We start from the raw sequence: 18,734 nt of genomic DNA, 5'->3' as shown, positions 1-18,734 counted from the left end.
GCGCCTCAGCAGAAGGCTGCGGGCGGAGAATTCGTGGGCACCACTGCCGAGATGGGCGGGTCGCCCCATGCCGGGCGGACGCCTGCCTCGTGCTTGATCACCAGCTGATGGTCAGGTGGGTGTCGGGCCGGGTGACGCGGGCACCGGACACGAGCTGGTCGCCGGGGGTTGCGGCGGGGTAGGCGGTGATGACGGGCTGGGCGGGTCGCGTCTGGCTCCAGCGGTGCAGGAGGTCGTTGACCTGGCCGGTGAGCTTGCCGCTGTCCGGGCCGTGCGTGATGATGCCCAGTTCGTCCGCGTCGTCGCTGACCGGCCGTACGGCGAGGTAGGCGATCGTGCCGCCTTCGTACAGGCCCGCACCGGCCCACCGCAGCGCGGGGTCGGCCACGCCGAGCGTGCGGGCGGCGGTTCCGACGGACAGACGGCCGAAGCTGAGGCCGCTGTTGATCGTGGCGAGCCAGAGGTCGAGGTGGGCTGCGGGTTCGTCGTGACGGACCCCGATCCCGGTCCACTGCTGGTGCGCGGGGTGGGCGAGAGCCGTGGCGAGCGCGGCCTCGTCGGGCAGGTCGTCGGCGTCGAGTTTGAGGATGACGTCATCGGCGAGACGGACGTGGCGTTCGCCCATCTCCGATGCCCCGCGCATGGGCACGAACCCGCACACCGCCGCATTCGTGCTGAGCATCCGGGCGTCGTCGGTGCGGTCGAAGGCGAGCGAGCGGGTCAGGCCGCTGCCGTGCAGCCGGAGCGGGACGACGATGCGCCCGCCGACGGCGAGCTGCTGCCACCAGGCAGCGGAGATGTCCCACGCTCCGGCGGTGACGATGATCCTGTCGAACGTCGTGCCGTGCGGGTCGCCGAGCGCTCCGTCGCCGCAGACCACCGTGACCTTGTCGTATCCGGCGTCGGCCAGGTGGGCGCGGGCGCCGTCGGCCAGGTCGTCGTCGAGCTCGATGGTCACGACCTCACCGGCCGGGCCGACCAGCTCTGTCAGAAGGGCGGCGTTGATGCCGGTGGCCGCTCCGATTTCCAGAACACGCTGCCCGGGGGCGGCTTCGAGCTGTTCGAGCATGGTGGCCACGATGGTGGGGCTGGACGCGGAGGAGACGGCGGTGCCGTCGTCGGCGCGCTTGGTCACCACCGGCTTGGGCGCGTACGCCGCCGGCAGATCCACCCCGGGCAGGAACAGGTGCCGGGGCACGGTGCGGAAGGCGTCCTTGACCGCCGTGGTGCGGAAGACGCCGAGGCTGTCGATCTTGGCGATGAGGGCCGCACGCAGTGCCTGCGGATCGACGGTCGTTTTGTCGGTGGTGTCCATGTTCACTGGCCTGACTGTAGTGGGCTGGGTGGGGTCGGTTCTGTCGTTGTGCGGGACCGCGTCGGGTACGGGTTCGCGGTGGAAGATGACCCGGCTGGCGGCGGTGGCCATGACCGCCTGGTACGGGGCGGAGATGCCGAGCCGGTTGAAGGCGAACAGCAGATGGTCGGTGAGGACGGCCCGCAGCCCGCGGGTGAGGTGCCCGTGGTGGGCCAGGTCGGCGAGGGCGCGTCCGGCGTCCTCGAAGCCTGCGGGCCAGGCGGGCGTGAGAGTCAGCGGACTGCCGGGGCTGTCTGCTTTGGCGGTGAGGAGGGTCTGCACCGCGGCGAGGGTCGCCGCCGAGGGCTCCGGGCTGCCGTCTGGGCTGCGGTGTTCGGCGAGGGCAGCCCAGATGTCGCCCTGCTCGTAGAAGTCCTGTCCGGCGGCGAGCATCATCCGGGTGGCCAGCCGCATCCCGAGCTCGCGGCGGTGGTCGCCGCCTTCGGGCGGGCGGGCGAGGTGGCGAAGGATGTGGCTGCTGTCGGTGTGGAAGAGACTGTGCGCGATGGTCATCGCCTGGGCTCCGCCGAAGCGGCGGGTCTCCGGCTCGTATGGGACGCCATCGGCGTACGCGCGGATCGCGGCGCGGTCGGTGAGCGTCCTGGTGAGCCGCGCGAGGAAGGCGGTGGTGGCTTCGCCCGGGCCGTCTGCGGGCAGGACGCGCAGCCGCCATGATTCACGCTTTCGGATGAACCACCAGGAGGCGATGTCTCCGGTCTCTTCGGCCTCGGTCAGCAGGGGCCCGAGGTGGGTGGTGGCCATCTGTTCGGCGGCCTGCCAGGTCTCGCACCACAGGTTCACCTGACGCCACTTGTCGGTGTCCGCTTCGCTTGTCATCACGCTTCCGTTCGCTGTCGGTGGTGTTCAGCCAAGGAGGAGGCAGGACTGCCAGCCGCCGGTCGTGCCGGTGGCGATGCTGTGCAGGGTCAGGGCAATGCCGGCGGTGCCTTCGATCAGGCCGGGCAGTGCTCCGGGCGGGGTGTCGCGGGCGTGGTCGAGGAGGGTGCCCAGCAGGCCCGGGACGCGGTCGGCGAGGTCGGGGGTGGACGCGTCGGCGGCGGCATGCCAGGCCGTGGCGAGGAGCCCGGCCCAGCCGTGGCAGAGGGCGGGATCAACGATGCGGGCGAGCTGGACGGGGTCGTCCAGGCAGCGGACCAGGGCTTCCTCGGCCGCCCGCTGGCGGACGGCATCGCCCGTCGCGAGGGCGGCAAGTTGCTGAGCGCGGGCCTGGCCGGGGGTGCCGTAGCACCAGGAGGGCCGCGCCGGCCGGTCCCGGTGCGGCCGGCCGTCGCGAAGCTCGTCGAGCGTGATCCGTTCAGGCCACCACGGGCCCGCCGGGGCCTGCTGCCGCCACGTGTCCAGCCATCGGCAGATGGTCTCGACGGCCTCGTGTTGTCCGTCGACGCTCACCCCATTGCGCATCGAGATCGCCATGAAGGCCAGGGGCCCGGCGATGCCGTGGGCCATGCCGAAATCGGCTTGCCCGGCCGCGAAGGCGGGATCGTCCGACCCGGTGGGGACGTCGCCTGTCCACCAGCCCGGTGCGTCCGGCCCCGCCGGGTCATCGGCCGTAACCGGCCTGGTGAGCCGGACCAGATAGGTGAGGACCCGGCGGACGAGGTCACCGCCGGGGTCGCGGTGCAGCAGGTAGGCACCCAGCCCGGTCAGCCCTCGGACCAGGTCGAACTCGTACAGTGCCGGGCGGCGCTGGGCGTCCAGGCGGGCGTGGGCGGCCCTGAGCCGGGTGTCGGTGAGGTCGGCGATGGCCGTGTCCAGGCTGGCCATGGTGTTCGGAGACCGGCCGGGGGCGGCAGCGTGGAGGGCGAAGGCGACGGCGGGGGCGCCGAACCACAGGCCCGCACCGGGACCGGCGCTGAGATCGTCGCGGGTGGCGCGGGCCAGCCACGCACGCATCTCCTCTTCACCGCCGAGGCCGCGTTGGGCGCGCAGGCCGTGCAGGACGGCGACTCCGGCGGCGCCCTTGGACAGCGACTGGTCACGCCAGCGCGGGCTGTCAGGGCTGTAGTCGTCGCCGTATTCGACCGGTGGGGGCAGGGCCAGGGCGGCACTCAGCTCCTCGGCCACCGCCGCCGCTGCCTCGTGCAGTCCGCTCTCCTCCAGCAGGGTCACCGGCCGCCTCCTTCGTCGTCGGCGGTCCGTGCGGCATGGGCCAGGGCGACCGAACGCGCCAGCTTGTGCGCCATCGCCTCGGCCTGCGGGTCGATCCCGTGGGCGCGGACGTGGTGCATGTGCAGCAGCGAGCCGAGCACCGACTCCGGCGTGACGCGGGTGGTTTCGGGGGTGAGGCGGGCGGTGTAGCGGGAGGCCGCTGTAGCGCGGGCAGCCCAGGCCGCAGCGACAGCCGCCCCGCCCGCCAGGCCCAACAGCCCGCTGTCGGCGAGACGGAGTGTCTGGCGGCGCACGTCGCGGTCCTGCCCGGGTGCACCGGCTGCGAGATCAGGGTGGCCGGTCAGCCAGCGCATCCCCGCTGCCCGGCCGCCGCTCACGGCGCCTGCCAGGTCGACCAAGCTGGCGGCGGTCAGGGCCTGCGGGTGGATCTCCCGGCTGGCGGACAGGCATCTCAGCTGGGCCACGACGGCCGCGGAGTCAGCGGCGAACAGCTCCTCGGCAGCCTCCATGGCCGGCCCGGTCCCGTACCGGCCGGTCTCCGGGCGGTAGGCGTCGAAGGTGATCTTCCCGGCCAGGCCGTGCTGCCGCAGCCCGGCCGCCCAGGCCGCCATTCGTCCGGCGGCCCGCTCGCCGTCCGGGTCGTGAAGACGGAGCCGCAGGTGAGGGGCGGGGTGGCGGTAGCGTGCGAACCACCACTGCGGCGGTGTCTGCCACCGCTGAAGCAGGGTGGGCACATGGGTGGTGAGGATCGTGTCGAACACGTCGGGGTGCCCGTACAGCTGCACGAACACCACCCCGGCCCCGTGGTCCTGGCCGGTGATCGGCAGCGGTGCCGAGCCGGTCAGGAACACCGGCGCGGGCTCGGGCGGCGCGGTGGCGGCCAGCGGGATCACGATCTCGTGGGCCCGGCCGTCGAGCCAGCCGTGGTCCGCGGCGGTGGGCGCCTCGGCGAGGGTGACCGGGCCAGTGGCCGTCTCCAGGTGAGCCCGTAACACCGAGCGGTCCATGGACTCGTCCAGGTCCAGCCGCATGCGGCGGTCACCGGCGCCCACCGCGATGCCGGCAGGCAGCCGTCGCTGTTCACGCACCGTCTCCAGGGCCGAAGACCACGCGGGCATCGGGACGTCGGGGCCGGGGAGGTCGGCCGGATCAAGGCGCCACTGGGCAGGGGCGAGGATGCTGCGGCCGTAGCGCACACGGGGCAGAAACGGCAGGCAGCCGGCCGTGCCCCAGTCGAAGGAGGTAACCGCCGGGTGAACGGAGCGCGGGATCTCGAACAGCAGCCGGGCCAGAGGCGGCATGGTGTGCCGTGCCCCAGCGTGCGGCAGCATCGGCTCCACCACCCGCCCTCGGGTGCGCGAGACGACGTACAACCGCGTCGAGTCGGCGGTGACGGCGAGATCCGCCACCGGAATGTGCCCGTCTGCGGGCTCGCGGTGCTCGGCCAGGGGGATCACGTCGGGCAGTACGGGCGGGACGCGCAGAACGTTCTCGATGCGCGGATGCCGCGGCGGGAAGGACAGTTGGGCTGCCAGCGCACCGTGCACGCCGGGCGGTAGCGCGGCGTACAGGCCGGTCATCCGCTGCCGGTCGGCTTCCTCCAGCAGGTCGAGAAACCGGCCGGTGTTGGCGGCGATCCGCCCGAAGCCGCACACACCCAGGCTGAACGCGCCCTCGGCGAGCGCGGCCGGCGAGGCGGCGCGGACGTCGACCCACAGATCCACCGCCGACACCGGCCGCCTCGCGTCCCTGTTCCCGGCAGTGAGCGTGTCGAGGGCCTTCTGATCGAGGACGACTTCGTCGGCGCCGTCGAGCGCGGCCTGCTGAGCCAGGGCGAGCAGGGCCTCGTCCCGCGGCGAAGTCTCCATGACCTCCGGGTGCGGCTTGCTGAAGTGGCGGGGGAAGCCGAGCCCTGTGACGGGATTGGCCAATTCCGTCACCGGTACCAGAGTGCCGGTCCCGTACCGGCCGACGAAGCTGCCGTGATACTCGCGCCACGACCGGCTCGTACTGGGGACCGGGCTGAGCCGGATGAGAGCTTGGGCCGCTACGGCGGCCTCGGCCGCCACCTGCTGCGGCAGCACCAGAGCGCCCCCGAGCCGCAGGTCAACCGTCAGGGGCTGCTCAACGGCAGCGCATAGCGCCCGCATCCTCCGTGCGGCCTCACGCCGGCCCCATCCGCCGACCGGGGACCCTGCGTCATCGACCCTGTGTAACTGCGCGTGGATCGTGTGCAGTTCGTGGACCAGGGGCTGCACCTCGGGCAGGTGGGAGGTGTCCGTCCCGTGTAGCCGGTCCAAGAGGTGGGCAAGGGCTTCCGTGACGGTCGAGGGGGCACGCAGGCTGCTGATCAGCACACCTCGCGCCACCAGTTCACCGATCATCGCCTCCAGGGCCGGGTGGGCGGCGCCGGGGTGTTCGGCGACGACCTTGTCGATCAGGTCACTGACCCGGACCGGGGATAGCGCCGTGTGCCGGATCGTCCGCACGACGGGGATCAGCCGCACCGACACCTCGTCCTGCGGCCCGCGCGAAGGAGCACCGGTGTGCGGCTGCCAGGGCACGATCAGCCGGTCACCTCGCTCGACAGCCAGATCGTTCATCACGACCGGCAGCCGCCGCAGCAGGGCCGGGCATGCTTCGAGGCGGGCGGTGATCTCAGCGACCCACACCGCATCGGCCCGGGTCCGTGTCCGTGTCCGATGACGTTCGCTCCACCGCGGTGTGGGGTGCGGGGCGAAGTGCGCCGCGCTGACGCCGGCGAAGGTCCCGAAGGGGGTGGCACGGCCGCGCATGCGGAGCAGATACCGGGCCAGCGCCATCGCCATGCGCCGGGCCTGCGCTACGGCGGTCGGCCGTCCGGTGAGCATCGCCTCGATCTGCTCGGCCAGCACCGGGCTGGCGAGCGCGACGGCCTCGGCCACCGTGCCGTCCGTCCACACCTGTGCCAGCCACCCCGACCACTGCCCGCCCTCCGTGTTCACGCCGGGCCACGGCGGCAGCAGCATGTCTGCGCGGTGGACGCTCGCCCGCAGCATCGCCGCGTCGACGGGCCGGTAGTACGGCGTGCGCTCGGCTGCCTTCACCCTCGTGCCTCCCGGATGGCCGGATATCGCAGGGAAATGACGTGCGGGGGCCGGCTCCGGCAGGCGAACCTGCCGGAGCCGACCCCCTTTGCTCCCAGGTCAGCAGTCGCCGCCCTTGAGGGTGTCGCAGCCGTCGTCGGTGCTGCTGAGCAGTGCCGCCGCGACGGGCCCGGCGGTGACGACCGTGACGCTCAGATCGAGGTCGACCGGGGCTCCGTCGCCTGCGGCCTGCGGACGCCGGTCCGTGGTGAAGGTGTTCATGGCAAGTCCTCCTACTCATAGGGGTATTGCTCATTGCGGTGGTGCCGATGGCCTGGCTCCGCCGCGCGGATCGTAGGTGTTCGCCTACGCCCCACGGGTGGTTCCTGGCCATCCCCCGCGCACGGCACCATGCCGCAGGCGGAGGGTGGTGCGGCCTGCCCGGCCCGGCCGAGGGGCTCGCGGGCCGGGCAGGCCAGCTCGGAGGTCAGCCCGCAGGGGGCTGCGGCGGTGTGCCGCGCAGGATCTGGCTGACGGGGATGGTGCTGGTCGGGTCGGACAGCGCCGTCACGGCGGCCTCCAGCCGCTGCGGGTCGGCGCCCAGTTTCTGGACCGCCGCCGCATGGAGAGTCTGGGCCAGGCGGGTCTGCAGGAGGGCTTCGTGGCGGTGGATGGCCATCTCGACGGCCAGTGCTTCCAGCGAGCCGATCTCCTTGCGCCGTGTGGTCTGCCGGGGCGGGTCGCCGAAGGTCATCCACACCACAACCGCACGCTTGGCGGGGTCGAACTCGACCCTGAACGGCAGCTGCCCGGGGGCCGGTTCAGGCACAGTTCCTCCTGGTGGGATGAGGCAGGCGGCAGCGGATCTGCTTACCGAGGGGGGTCGGCTCCACGCTCCAGCCGGGCGCCAGGACGTCCAGGATCCACAGGCCCCGCCCGGACTCGGACTGGTCGTTGCCCGGCGGCAGATCGCGCCGGTCGGGCATCGCGGCCGGCTCGGGATCGTGGACCTGCACCAGTACCTCGTCGGGCTGCGCGGCCACCTGAACCACGACCGGCGTGAACGGGCCGCACAGCCGTACCGCGTTCCCGACCAGCTCGCTGGCCACCAGCCGGGCCGCGTCCGCGACCTCTTCGTCCATCCCGGCCCCGCAGACCTCCTTGAACACCCGCGCACGCATCTCGCGCAGGTGCTCGGCGCTGGCACTCATGTGCAGGACGAACCCGTCCGACCGTATGACCAGGTAGAACCCGCACTCGGCCAGCTCCGGCGGGAACCGCGGTGGTGGATCGGACGGTCCCGGCAGGACCTGTACGTCGTGCATGTCGTGTGCTCCCCAGTGACTTGAGCGGGCGCCGCTCCGGGTCACCGGTGGGCTCCGCAAAATTCGGGTCGGCACGTCGGCCGTCCGGAGGGACAACCCCGGCAGTCGGCGCACGGCAGCGGCATATGCCACGAAGCGCGATGACTCGCTTACGCTTCGCTACCGTGTCGCCAGCATGCCCCGCGCAACTCGATTGGGCAACATGCCCAGTTGAGATTCCCCAGATTGGTTGTCCTTGGCCCCTGGCGCGGGTCACACTGTCGCTATGGCCTGGAAGAGGAATCCCGCCCCCAAGTCCGTCTACCGACGCCAACTATCAGCCCAGCTCAAGGAGTTGCACGATCGGTCCGGCAAGACGCTGGCCGAGGTCGGGCAGGTCATCGAGGTCAACCAGGGTTCACTCAGCCGCATCATGAACGGCGACCGCGGCACCTCCCCGATCCTGGTGAAGGCGATGCTCGACTGCTACGGCGTCACCGACCCCGCGGTCCGGGAGGACATCCTGGACCTGGTCCGGGCAGATCAGGCACAGAAGCAGAAGTGGTGGCGCAAGTACTCCGCGGTCATCAACACCACGCAGTACGGCGGCTACCTCGAGCTGGAACAGAGCGCGAACACGCTGCGCAGCTACGAGCCGCTACTGATCCCCGGACTGCTGCAGACGCCCGAGTACGCTCGCCAGGTCATCACCGCGATGCGCGTGGACCTGGACGCCAAACAGGTCGAGGCCCTGGTCGACGTGCGAATGAAGCGCCAGGCACTGCTGGCCCGCGAGGACGCCCCCAAACTGTGGGCGATCATCGACGAGGCCGCCCTGCGGCGCATCAGCGGGGCGCCGGCCGTCCTCAAGGGCCAGGTCGAACATCTGCTGGATCTCGAGCCCCGTACGAACATCACGCTGCAGCTTCTACCGTTCGACGCCGCGTTTCACCCCGGCTTGTACGGCTCGTTCATGCTCATGGGTTTCCCCGAGCCCAATCCGGACGTGGTGTGGGTGGAGAATCTGACCAACTCGGTGTACTTCGAGGGATCAGAGGATGTGGGGCGCTACACCGAGGTCTTCGACCATCTGCGGGCCACGGCCCTCGGCCCGCCCGAGACCCGCAGCCGCATCAAGAGCATGATCAAGGAGCTGTAAGTGAGCAACACCAAGCCCAACCCCGCCGAGCTGGACTTCTCCGGCGTCACCTGGGAGAAGAGCCCGTTCAGCGGGGGCAACGACAACTGCGTCGAGTTCGGCGTGATCGGCGACCTGGTCGCCGTGCGCGACTCCAAGCGTCCCGAGCAGACCCCGCTCGTCTACACGCGGGGCGAGATCGCGGCGATGGTGGCCGGCGCCAAGGCGGGCGCCTTCGACCACCTCGCCTGACCTGCAGCGGCCGAGACATCAGATGGCCGCAGGGGAAAGACGGCGGCCGACCCCAGCGTTAGTGGGGTCGGCCGCCTTCGTCATCTTCGCAGACCTCGGCAATCGGGCAGGTGAACGCCCACTCCCCAGGCTGAATCCCGCCACAGCCCCGGTCACGAGCCCGAAACCGTCTCCTCCATGCCGTCCACAGCCTCTGCGTCGCGGCCCCACAACTGCTGGCCCAGAAAGTACATACAGGTCATCCCTGCGAAGCAGGCGGCGGCCCAGAAGAACCCCAGCGTCACGCTGCTGCCGTCGGCGCCGCGGTCGCGGCTGTAGAGGACACCGTGGAGGGCGACGTACGCGCCGACCAGCCACATGGTCAGCCTGGCCTTCGGAGGTCTGCGGCGGCCGTCGAGGCCGCTCGGCCGGTCCTTCCAGGCCAGCAACGGCAGCAGGTTCACCCCGGTCACGAATACCCCGTAACACCCGGCGACCAGTGCGTTGTCGATGAACCGACGGCCCATCGTGAAGCCGACGGCCGCCGCGATCGCCAGGTAGCTCACGGCAGCGACACCGAGCCCCGCGACGATCCACTTCCGGCCCTCGTCCCGCTGTACCGCCTGGTGCTTTGCGTCTCCCACGCTCTCTCCATCCACCGTGAACCCGCGATGCGCACAGCGCACCCTGGCAGCCCAAGCCGAGAAGAATCACCGCGCATCAGCATCGCTTCTCGGACAGTTCCCCACCGCGTCCTTTCAACAGCGGGCCGTGCCCTGCCATTCTGAACGGTCATCAACGGGGGCAGCGCGACCGCGAAGCCCGGGGCGTAGACGCAGGGGGAGTGAGGGCCAGAATGCCGGTGGTAGAGGCGTGCCTTTGGGGCCTCTTGGGTGCAGCCCTGATCGAAGGACTGGACCTCTACACAGCCATCCACACCACCGACGGCTGGCCGTGGAAGAAGAAGGGACAGCCGGCCCTCGCCCCGTACCTGGCGGCGCTGGTGATCAGACTCGGCGTGGGCACGGGCCTGACGGCCGCGTTCGCCGCCTCCCAACAGGTCGCCGGGGCACTCGCCGCCGTGACCGTCGGAATCGCGGCCCCCAAAATCCTTCAGCAACTGGCCAAGCAGGGCCTAGCCCATCAAGCTATAGATGCTCCTCCTGCCTCGGCGCCACAGGTAGACCCGGGACAGGGAGCGGGAACGCAGCCGGCCGGCTCCGGCCCAGATCAACGAGGAGGACAGGTCGGTGCGCTCTGACTCGTTCACTGCCCAGGTACTCGGCAACCTCGCCCGCACAGCGCCGCCATTCCCGGCAGGAGAAACACCGGCTCCCGCGCGCTCGTCCGGATCGGCTGCCCGTCCTTTCCGCTCCTGGCTGCTACACGCTCTGGCGTTCACGCCGGTGAGCGACGACACCTCTCACCGCGATGAAATGCGTGTCTCTCCGAGAAGCACGGGCCGACCGGCCATGGCGCACGCCCGAACAGCCGGCCCCAAGGTTCCATCCCCCAAGACGAAGACGCCCCGTCAGGAAGCCTCCACCCCACCATCAGCTGCGGACCTGCTTGCCATGGCCCACCGCACCCTGCAATCGGCAAGCGGCCTGAATGACCCACTCCAGCAGTACGCGCTCACCCACCGCGCGGCGCTTCATGCCGCAGCCGCCGTGGTGACCGCCAGGCAACGCCCGGAGCACCGGCTCGGACGCCGCGCACGAGTCCGAGGCTCATGGGATCTGCTGCCCGAGGTCGCTCCAGAGTTCGCCAAATACGGCGTGTACTTCGAGAAGACCACGGTCAAGATGATCCGCGCTGAGGCAGGCATTGCCGGCGCCGTCGACATCCACGAGCTCACAGAATTGCGTGGCATCACTGCCGAGTTCGTGCGCAAGGTGGAAGCACTCGACGAAGTCAAGACGACCGGCACACAGACAGGCAACGGAGACGGTGCCGCAACTATGCGCCGGACCAGCTGAACCGGGAGACCTGAACGGCAGAAGCTAACTGGTCAGCGGGTTGACGGTGTGTTCCGCCCCAACCAGGAGCCCGGCAAGGCGTAGGGTTCGCGAATGAACTGGTGGACTCTCGTGGCCGCTGTCATCGCAGCGGTGGCCTCCACTGCCGTGGCCCGCTGGGGATGGATCGACCGCCCGCAGCATGGCTGGAACGTCCGCAGAACGGCTGACTCCCATGAGGACGTGCCGAAGTCGGAAGCGGGCAAGACCACCTACAAGCGCCCCCGGACGACGTTCACCGTGCGGGCCGTGGGTACAGCCGTCGTCCACAACGTGGAAGTCAGAGTTCATGGAGCCCCCGTCGGAAGCGGCAGGCTGTATCAGGCCACGATGAGTGCCGGTTCGGAGCCGATCGTCTTCGACGCCTATCTCCCAAAGTCGGAGGACTCGAAGGTCTATATCGAAATCGTCTGGACACGCCTGCGTCCGTACCGAGCGTTCGGGCAGCGCTTTGAAGCCAGGAGCCTGGAGTGGCAGAACTGGCAGTGGAACTGGACAAGCATCCGCTTCAAGGTCAATGGAAAGTGGACCGCCTTCCCCGCACGCACGACAGGCGACTGGGTCAGCAGGAACACACGGCCACGTGTTGAGATCCCGGAAGGGCAGTAGCGCGGGACGAGGCACTCCTCTGCGGCAGAGCGACCGCGTATAGTCAGACCCCGCAAACCACACCGTGACTTGCATCACAGCAGGGTCTCGGAAAGGAACACGATGGCTCGTCGTAACGCGACACAACGCCGAGGCTCAGCCTCCGCGTAAAGCGACACGACCTGCGTGGGACACAGTGTTTGCAGCGACTTAGAAGGTCGTCATCCCCGCGTCCGCACTCTTGGCCCTGATCGCCGCCGTACGCAGCCGCAGCCGCATCGACGCCCGCGCCCAGATACGTGCCATCCCCGTCATCCCAACCCCCTGGTCATTTCCGCTGTCGCGATTCATTTCGGTCGCCCTTCGGTCGTCTTCTCGACGCCTGGAGCGCTCATCGACAGGAGCGCTCATTTCATTGGCCGTTCATCAGGCCGCCCGCCAGTCCGATCACCACCGGCACCACCCCTGTCACCAGGAAGGCCGGCAGGAAGCAGAGCCCCACGGGGCCGACCATCAGCACCCCGGCCCGCCCCGCCCGAGCCGCCGCCTCCCGCGACCGCTCGGCGCGAAGGCCGTCGGCCAGCCGGGACACCGGCTCCGCGGCCGGAGCCCCGGTGGCACCCGCCCGCTCCAGACAGCGGGCCAACCCCGAGGCGCCCGGTATCGCACCCAGCCGCCCCCACGCGGCCGCCGGTTCACCTCCGAGCCTCAGCTCCGCCGCGGCCCGTGCCAGCCGGTCACCGACCGGACCGCCGAGCGACTCCCCGACCGCCTCGGCCGCCTCGCGCGGACCGGCGCCGGCGGAGATACAGGCCGCCAGAAGGTCTGCGGCGAGGGGCAGTTGGCGCACATCGACGGTCGGCCCGTCACCGCCGGATGGCTTGCGTGCGCGCTGCCACCGCACCACCCCGTACGCCGCAGCCGCCCCGAGCACGGCGCCGACCATGCCACCGACCAACACAAGGCCGGTGACCACGGCGCCCAGTGGCGGCGCCCAGCGCTTCACCCACGCACCGAGCTCCGGTCGTCTCCACCACTGCTGCCGCCTATCCGCGGACCCGCTCGCCCGCACCGCCAGCAGCGACGCGAGCCGCCTGCGCGACAACCGCTTCCGCCGCCGCCCCGCCCACCCGAGCACCAGCCACGCCCCGGTGGCCACGAGCGACACCACCAGCCCCAGCCTGGGCACAACTTCCGCGCTCACGAGCCCTCCCCCCGCCGCACGATTCGCCCGGCCCACCACAGCCCGGCGCCCTCCAACAGCCCGCCGAGCAAGAGGCACCCGAGCCCGGCCGGGGTGTGCAGCAGCACCCTCAGCGGCTGCGCCCCCAGAGCGCTGCCGATCAGCAACCCGGCCACCGGAAGCAGCGCCAGAAGCGCCACCGTCGCCCACGCCCCGGCCAACTGGGCGCGCAGGTCGGCCCGCTGATCCCGCTCCGCTCGCAACGCGCTCTCCAGCCGGTCCAGCCCGGCCGCGAGGCCCGCCCCGCCGTCCACCGCCACCCGCCAGCAGGCGGCGATACCCACGAGCCCTTCGGCCCCCGGTTCCCGCGACGCCCTCCGCAGCGCCTCCGGCACGTCCCCACCGAACCGCGCCGCCGCCATCACCTCGGCCTCCGCCGCGCCCAGACCGCCCGTACCGCCGGCTGCGAACAGGGCCTGCCCCGGCTGCCGACCCGCCCGCAGCTCTCCCGCCACCGCCCCGCACAGGGCGATGACTTCATCGGCCCGCCGCTCGCGCTCCCGCCGCAGCGCCCCGGCCCGCAGCCGGCGCCCCACCAGCGGCACCGCCACCGCACCCGCGATCAGCGGCAGCAACGACTCGGCCAGTACGGCGACCAGCACCGCCATCGGGACACACAGCCACTCCTGCCGGAATCGCCTCCGCACCAGGGCCGACCATCTCTTCCACCACGCCGAGACGCCTCCCTCGGCATTCCCGGAACCCACCGCGCCGCCCGCGAACATCAGCCGGGCACGCCGCTCGGTCTGCTCCCGTCCCGCCATCAGCCAGGCCAACGCCGCGCACACCGCGGCCGCGTACACCGGACCCGCTCCGATCCCGGTCACAGCGCACCGCCCAGCAGCGAGCGCAGCCGACCCCAGCCGCGCTCCCGGGCGAAGGCGTCCGCGCGCCACCGCAGCGCGGGCACCGTCACCACGAGGCCCGCCGCGTCCCGCTCCAGCACATGCACCTCGGCGAGCCGCCGCAACCCGCCCCGATCCCGCACGAGATGGACCACCACCGCCAGCGCGGCCCCCAACTGGCTGTGCAGCGCGGCCCGGTCGAGCCCTGCCATGGCACCGAGCGCCTCCAGCCGCGCCGGAACATCCGCGGCAGCGTTGGCGTGCACCGTTCCGCAACCGCCCGAGTGCCTTGCCTAACCCTTCACGCGGTTGGGCAACCGTTGCGCTCCAGGGGTCAGCATGAGACAGCCCACCTGCGTCATCTACGTCCGGCTCAGCCGTGACAGCGACGCGTCTACATCCGTCGCAAGCCAAACCGCAGCCTGTGAGGAGTACGCAGCCCGTAACGGGTGGCGCGTGCTGTTCATCGCTGATGACGTGGACGTGTCCGGTGCGTCCCGCCTTGAGAACCGCAAGGGCATGGCCCGCGCTCTCGCTGCGCTCGACGAAGCCAACTACGTCATAGCGGCCAAACTGGACCGGTACGCGCGCAGCGTTCTGGAGTTCTCCCGCTTGCTCCGCGCCACCGACGACTGCGACGCAACCTTGGTGACCGCTGACGGGGCACTCAACCCCGACACGTCACGGTTCATGGTCAACCTTCTGTCTAGCTTCGCGGAGTACGAGCGCGACGTAATCAAGGCGCGTATCACCGCGTCGAAGAAGCACCTTCGCACTGTGGGCCGGTGGCTCGGCGGGGCGGCACCATACGGCTACAAGCTCATCAAGCGCGACGGCGGAACCTACCTCGACATCGACCCGGAAGCGGCGGCCACCCTTCGCGACTGCGCCGAGAAACTGACCCAACACGGCGCATCCATGACCAGCCTTATGCGAGACCTCAATTCCCGTGGTGTGCCCTCTCCTGCCGACCATTCCCGAAAGCGAGACGGCCGAAAGACGCGCAACACCAAATGGAGCACCACCACCCTGCGGGACGTAATGATCACCCCCGCCGCCCGTGGGTATCTCGTGCAAGCCGCACAGGGCAAGCCCCGCAGTGCGCTCTACCACGTGCCTGTGTTGGACGCTAAGGGCGAGCCTCACCGCGTAGGTCCGGAGCTGTTCGACGCCGACACATGGACCACCGTCCGTGAAGCCATCGATCGGCGCTCAGTCGGCAGGGGAAAAACCCGCACGGGTAAGGCACTGCTCTTGCACGTTGCCGCCTGCTCTGAATGCTCGGGGCCGATGTACCACCAAAAGCGCATGGTGAAGGGGCTTGACTACTCGACCTACGTTTGCCCAAAGGGCGTTGGCAGGGACGGCATTCATACATCCAACGTCATTCAGGCGAGCGGCCTTGACGGACAGGTGGAATCCGAGTTCCTCGCACGCTTCGGCCGCTTCCACCTCATGACCGAGGTAGCCACCGGCGGGGAAGACGTGAGCCGCGAGATACACGAGACCGAGCAGGCGCTAGACAACCTCAGCGGAAATCTTGCTTCACTGCCTGCCGGGGGCCGCGCCGCCCAAACCGTCATCGGTCAGATTGCCGCACTCGAAGAGAAGCTAGAGACGCTACTCAAGGTCGATGCCGTACCGCTCCGAACCGAGTGGGTGCGCTCCGACCGAACCATTACCGATGAGTGGGCAGCGCGAGACACCGAGGGGCGGAACGCCATGCTTCGGGAGTTCGGCGCGGTGGCCACCGTTACCCCGCTGGCAAAGAGTGCGGAGCGGCGATTCAGCGTGGGCCGGTCCGGCGTCACGGTTGAGGGTCCGGCATGGGTCCAGGACGATCCTGCGGCAGCGGAACTTACCGCTATCGGTGCCGTCGAGAGTGAACACCAGAAGGCCGCATAGGCCCATCTGAGCCCCTACTACGGCCCGTCACTGGAAACCCTCCGGTGGCGGGCCGTTCGTGCGTCTAGGGGCCATCTAGCGACCACGAGGAACACGACGTGTCCATTGCGGAAGTTGGGCAAGCGCCCGCCTTGCATCCGTCAGCGCGGATGTGCGGTGGAACGGTGGTTCTAGTGCTTTTTTGGATTACCCAGTGAAAAACACAAGGAAACCTAGAAAAGCGCTAGAACCACCGTTCCACCGCACCGCGACCGGCGTCACCCAATGGCGCTGACGGGCATCCGAAAACGGAGCAACTCCCACGCTCTAGTACTGGAGACAGGGGTGGTGTCGTGGGTGACCGGTGAGCCGTTGAGGATTCCTCCGGCCCGGTCGCCCTGCCGTCCCTGCGCGCGCTTGACGGAGCGCCCAACGAACCAAAGCCCGAATTCTTCGCTGAGCAACCGCCGTCACGGTTGAGCGAGGGATTCGGGCTTTTCACATATCCAGATCACCGACTCACGTGAGTCGGTGATCATGGGTTTCATTCCCATTAAGGGGCCCCTGTGAATCATGCCGAGATCGCAACCGTCGCAATGGAGCGACGGGAGGACGCAGAAAACAAGCTGCGCAGATTCTCCGAGCAGACAGAAAAGCGCTCACTTACGCCGACCGAGAAACGGCAGGAAACCGAGCTACTGGACGAGGTAGCCGAACACGACGCCACAGCAAAGCGACACATTGCCGCCGCTGCCACGGAGGAAAAGGCGTCGCTCATTGCGACTCCCCTTCGAGAGATCGGCACCTCTCGCACCCTGACAAGAGAGACGGATAGCCGTATGAAAACCACCCCTGGCGAGCTAATGGCGCGCTCGCTTGAATCGTCGCGTGGTATCACGACTACCGGCACGGGAAAGGCGTTGACTCCCGCGCAGTACGCGAAGAATTTCGTGGATCTGCTGGCAGCCAAGTCGGTAGTCATGAACTCCGGCGTGACCCGCGTGGACACTGACGCAGAATCGTACGTATTCCCGGTCATCAAGAGCGATTTCACGGCCGGATTCGTCTCCGAGCTTGAGAGCTTGCCCACCGGGGGCTTCGGAATGGATGGCCTTAAGGTCATCCCCAAGAAGCTTGCCGCTGCGGACATGATCAGCAACGAGCTAGTGCAGGATTCCGCGAGTGCCGCCCTCAACCCGCTGGCGACTTCCCTACTCCGCTCCGCGGCTCTTGGTTTCGACCGTGAGTCTCTGGTGGGCGACGGGGTCAGCGGAAAGGGGTTCGTGGGACTGACTAAGACGCCGGGCATTCAGACGTTCGCTGTTACTGGCCCGCTTGCCGACCTAGACCCGTTCATCAAGGCATTCGGTCTACTGGAATCGGCAAATGCCGTCCCTACCGCAATCGTCATGACACCCGGCAAGTGGGCCACGCTCATGGCGCTGCGGGAGCATACGGGCTCTCTGAAGCCGCTACTGAGCGAGAGTGCCGGTTCCCCGACTGCCGGTATCCAGCGGTCAATCCTTGGCGTCCCGGTATGGCTCTCGCCCTACCTCGCTCCCGCTGACATTCTCGTCTATGAAGCTGCGCAGGTTTACGCGGTGTGGCGACGTGATGCCGCTTTCGAAACGTCCTCCGATTCCGGGTTCTTCTCGGATGGTGTCGGCATTCGGGCCATTGGTCGGGCTGCAATTGCCGTGCCGAACTCTCAGGCCGTCGTCAAAATCACCATTTCCGCCTAACCGAACGGGAGTTCAGCAATGACTAGCACCACGAATGAGACCATGATCCCGGTCCGCATGATTGGCCACATGGCCTACGGGCCTACGGATGAGAACGGGCGTCCGGCCCACGTTCTGAACATTGGCGAAGTCCATAGGGTGCCTGCGGTTGAGGCCCGTTGGTTCATGGTCAACGACCTTGCAGAACTGGTCTAGCCGGAATGTTCATTCAGCTCACTGCCGGGGTGCGTATTGACCGTGCCCCGGCAGGGGCGGGAATGCGTGTCAAGTGCCCCGCCGATATCGGGGAATACCTGGTTGGCCAGGAGTGGGGGCACCCGGTTGCCGGGGCTCACATGGTGAACGGCCGTCCCATGCTCGCTGCCAGAGTGCGGACACTGCCCGGCACATCCGTGCCGTTGGAGGACTGGCCCGAATTCATGCGGCCTTACTGGCTTCGTCCCAACGGGCGTGTTGTCCGACTGAGCAGCGACCGGCTATTCGTTCCCGTGCTCTGTACCCGTTGTCAGTCGATTTCCTACCGGCCAAAGGACACGCTACCCGAAGGGGCATGCCCCATAAGCAGGGGTGACGGGTGGTCAGTTACCTGTTCCGTTTGCAGCAAGAGGGAGGGCTGACCGTGGCTCTGAGAAAGCGATGCCTTGAATGCCGCATGTGGGCTGAGCCTGGCGAGTCCCGATGTGCGGGGCATCTGTTCGTCCGGCGTCGGCAACGTCGCATCGGGCGAACGGGCGTCAGTCTGAGAGTGCGTCAGATGCTCAACGCAAAGGGGTACGGATACTGCACCAGGTGCGGCGGGACTCTGCCCGCTGACGGGCTTGAGGTGGACCACATCAAGGCACTGAGCAACGGCGGCAAGGATGAGATCGCGAACATCCAACTCCTGTGCAGGCGTTGCCACTTGAGTAAGACCAAGGATGACCGGCGCGGCAACCGCTGACAGAGGCAGGGTGCGTCCGAAGTCGGTGCCGGTGTTGCCACCAGCGATCCGATCCAGCTCTCCTGTTGCGTCCGTCCCGGACACAGGAATTCCAGAGTGTCCGCCAAATCCGAAAGGAAGTCGATTGAAGAGACGTTGCACCCACGCCCCTTGCCGCGCGGAACTGCCCGCCGACGCTGACCGGCGCACCCGGTATTGCAGCGACGCTCACAGGAAGGCGGCAGCACGTGCCCGCAAGGCCACCGCCGACAC

At 69.1% G+C, this 18,734-nt stretch carries 17 protein-coding genes and 1 pseudogene; 8 read left to right on the top strand and 10 right to left on the bottom strand.

Annotation, left to right across the window (positions count from 1 at the left end):
• Positions 1-97: 97 nt before the first annotated feature.
• The 6 genes from fxlM to ACLLJJ_RS20560 all read right to left on the bottom strand — a co-directional run bounded on the left by fxlM (position 98) and on the right by ACLLJJ_RS20560 (position 7,874).
• Entirely contained in the window at positions 98-2,191 is a 2,094-nt protein-coding gene (fxlM, locus tag ACLLJJ_RS20585; protein WP_434593625.1) for a methyltransferase, FxLD system, read from the bottom strand.
• A 27-nt stretch (positions 2,192-2,218) separates the two neighbouring features.
• A complete protein-coding gene (locus tag ACLLJJ_RS20580) occupies positions 2,219-3,484 on the bottom strand; it encodes a lanthionine synthetase C family protein (RefSeq protein WP_434593622.1) in 1,266 nt (421 codons plus the stop codon).
• The gene (locus ACLLJJ_RS20575) at positions 3,481-6,570 is read right to left on the bottom strand and encodes a lantibiotic dehydratase (protein WP_434593620.1); all 3,090 of its coding nucleotides are present in this window, start codon (positions 6,568-6,570) and stop codon (positions 3,481-3,483) included. Before ACLLJJ_RS20575 ends, ACLLJJ_RS20580 begins: the two co-directional genes overlap by 4 nt.
• Before the next feature lie 99 nt (positions 6,571-6,669).
• Positions 6,670-6,831, bottom strand: coding sequence for a hypothetical protein (locus tag ACLLJJ_RS20570; RefSeq protein ID WP_434593617.1), 162 nt, complete (start codon positions 6,829-6,831; stop codon positions 6,670-6,672).
• A 205-nt stretch (positions 6,832-7,036) separates the two neighbouring features.
• Positions 7,037-7,378 (bottom strand): hypothetical protein, encoded by a 342-nt coding sequence (locus tag ACLLJJ_RS20565; RefSeq protein ID WP_434593614.1) that lies wholly within the window; start codon positions 7,376-7,378, stop codon positions 7,037-7,039.
• Entirely contained in the window at positions 7,371-7,874 is a 504-nt protein-coding gene (locus ACLLJJ_RS20560; protein WP_434593611.1) for an ATP-binding protein, read from the bottom strand. The genes ACLLJJ_RS20565 and ACLLJJ_RS20560 overlap by 8 nt, the downstream gene beginning before the upstream one ends.
• 265 nt (positions 7,875-8,139) lie before the next feature.
• On the opposite strand from ACLLJJ_RS20560, the gene ACLLJJ_RS20555 reads away from it, so the two are divergent.
• Together ACLLJJ_RS20555 and ACLLJJ_RS20550 are read left to right on the top strand one after the other, a co-directional pair.
• Entirely contained in the window at positions 8,140-9,012 is an 873-nt protein-coding gene (locus ACLLJJ_RS20555; RefSeq protein WP_434593608.1) for a helix-turn-helix domain-containing protein, read from the top strand.
• Entirely contained in the window at positions 9,013-9,243 is a 231-nt protein-coding gene (locus ACLLJJ_RS20550) for a DUF397 domain-containing protein (protein ID WP_434593605.1), read from the top strand.
• Between the two features lie 152 nt (positions 9,244-9,395).
• Here ACLLJJ_RS20550 and ACLLJJ_RS20545 read toward each other — a convergent pair whose 3' ends face one another.
• Entirely contained in the window at positions 9,396-9,866 is a 471-nt protein-coding gene (locus ACLLJJ_RS20545) for a hypothetical protein (protein WP_434593602.1), read from the bottom strand.
• A 245-nt stretch (positions 9,867-10,111) separates the two neighbouring features.
• On the opposite strand from ACLLJJ_RS20545, the gene ACLLJJ_RS20540 reads away from it, so the two are divergent.
• The 3 genes from ACLLJJ_RS20540 to ACLLJJ_RS20530 all read left to right on the top strand — a co-directional run bounded on the left by ACLLJJ_RS20540 (position 10,112) and on the right by ACLLJJ_RS20530 (position 11,849).
• The gene (locus ACLLJJ_RS20540; protein ID WP_434593600.1) at positions 10,112-10,483 is read left to right on the top strand and encodes a hypothetical protein; all 372 of its coding nucleotides are present in this window, start codon (positions 10,112-10,114) and stop codon (positions 10,481-10,483) included.
• 145 nt (positions 10,484-10,628) lie between these two features.
• Positions 10,629-11,201, top strand: a complete 573-nt coding sequence (locus ACLLJJ_RS20535; RefSeq protein ID WP_434593597.1) for an SAV_6107 family HEPN domain-containing protein — start codon at positions 10,629-10,631, stop codon at positions 11,199-11,201.
• Positions 11,202-11,312: 111 nt separating this feature from the next.
• Positions 11,313-11,849, top strand: coding sequence for a hypothetical protein (locus ACLLJJ_RS20530; RefSeq protein WP_434593594.1), 537 nt, complete (start codon positions 11,313-11,315; stop codon positions 11,847-11,849).
• 391 nt (positions 11,850-12,240) lie between these two features.
• On the opposite strand, the gene ACLLJJ_RS20525 is transcribed toward ACLLJJ_RS20530, so the two are convergent.
• The 3 genes and pseudogenes from ACLLJJ_RS20525 to ACLLJJ_RS20515 form a co-directional block, all read right to left on the bottom strand.
• On the bottom strand, positions 12,241-13,032 hold the full coding sequence (locus ACLLJJ_RS20525) for a type II secretion system F family protein (protein WP_434593591.1): 792 nt from the start codon (positions 13,030-13,032) through the stop codon (positions 12,241-12,243).
• The gene (locus ACLLJJ_RS20520; protein ID WP_434600469.1) at positions 13,029-13,889 is read right to left on the bottom strand and encodes a type II secretion system F family protein; all 861 of its coding nucleotides are present in this window, start codon (positions 13,887-13,889) and stop codon (positions 13,029-13,031) included. The genes ACLLJJ_RS20525 and ACLLJJ_RS20520 overlap by 4 nt, the downstream gene beginning before the upstream one ends.
• A gap of 5 nt (positions 13,890-13,894) precedes the next feature.
• Positions 13,895-14,203 (bottom strand): annotated as a pseudogene (locus ACLLJJ_RS20515) (ATPase, T2SS/T4P/T4SS family); the annotation flags it as partial.
• Positions 14,204-14,255: 52 nt separating this feature from the next.
• Here ACLLJJ_RS20515 and ACLLJJ_RS20510 point away from each other — a divergent pair.
• The 3 genes from ACLLJJ_RS20510 to ACLLJJ_RS20500 all read left to right on the top strand — a co-directional run bounded on the left by ACLLJJ_RS20510 (position 14,256) and on the right by ACLLJJ_RS20500 (position 18,482).
• Positions 14,256-15,821: a recombinase family protein gene (locus ACLLJJ_RS20510; RefSeq protein ID WP_434593589.1), complete on the top strand. Its 1,566-nt coding sequence runs from the start codon at positions 14,256-14,258 to the stop codon at positions 15,819-15,821.
• 545 nt (positions 15,822-16,366) lie between these two features.
• Positions 16,367-17,542 (top strand): phage major capsid protein, encoded by a 1,176-nt coding sequence (locus ACLLJJ_RS20505; RefSeq protein ID WP_434593586.1) that lies wholly within the window; start codon positions 16,367-16,369, stop codon positions 17,540-17,542.
• A 754-nt stretch (positions 17,543-18,296) separates the two neighbouring features.
• Entirely contained in the window at positions 18,297-18,482 is a 186-nt protein-coding gene (locus tag ACLLJJ_RS20500; RefSeq protein ID WP_434593583.1) for an HNH endonuclease, read from the top strand.
• The last annotated feature ends 252 nt before the right edge of the window (positions 18,483-18,734 follow it).

This window comes from Streptomyces sp. A5-4, from assembly GCF_051131715.1.
GTDB lineage: Bacteria > Actinomycetota > Actinomycetes > Streptomycetales > Streptomycetaceae > Streptomyces.
The sequence above is the reverse complement of the archived record's forward strand: the minus strand, read 5'-3'. Positions and strand labels throughout refer to the sequence as shown.

Bases quoted from the DNA above. Each gene is read 5' to 3' on its own strand.
- fxlM (WP_434593625.1), bottom strand. From the start codon at position 2,191: ATGACAAGCGAAGCGGACACCGACAAGTGGCGTCAGGTGAACCTGTGG.
- ACLLJJ_RS20570 (WP_434593617.1), bottom strand. From the start codon at position 6,831: ATGAACACCTTCACCACGGACCGGCGTCCGCAGGCCGCAGGCGACGGA.
- ACLLJJ_RS20560 (WP_434593611.1), bottom strand. From the start codon at position 7,874: ATGCACGACGTACAGGTCCTGCCGGGACCGTCCGATCCACCACCGCGG.
- ACLLJJ_RS20555 (WP_434593608.1), top strand. From the start codon at position 8,140: ATGGCCTGGAAGAGGAATCCCGCCCCCAAGTCCGTCTACCGACGCCAA.
- ACLLJJ_RS20510 (WP_434593589.1), top strand. From the start codon at position 14,256: ATGAGACAGCCCACCTGCGTCATCTACGTCCGGCTCAGCCGTGACAGC.
- ACLLJJ_RS20500 (WP_434593583.1), top strand. From the start codon at position 18,297: ATGCTCAACGCAAAGGGGTACGGATACTGCACCAGGTGCGGCGGGACT.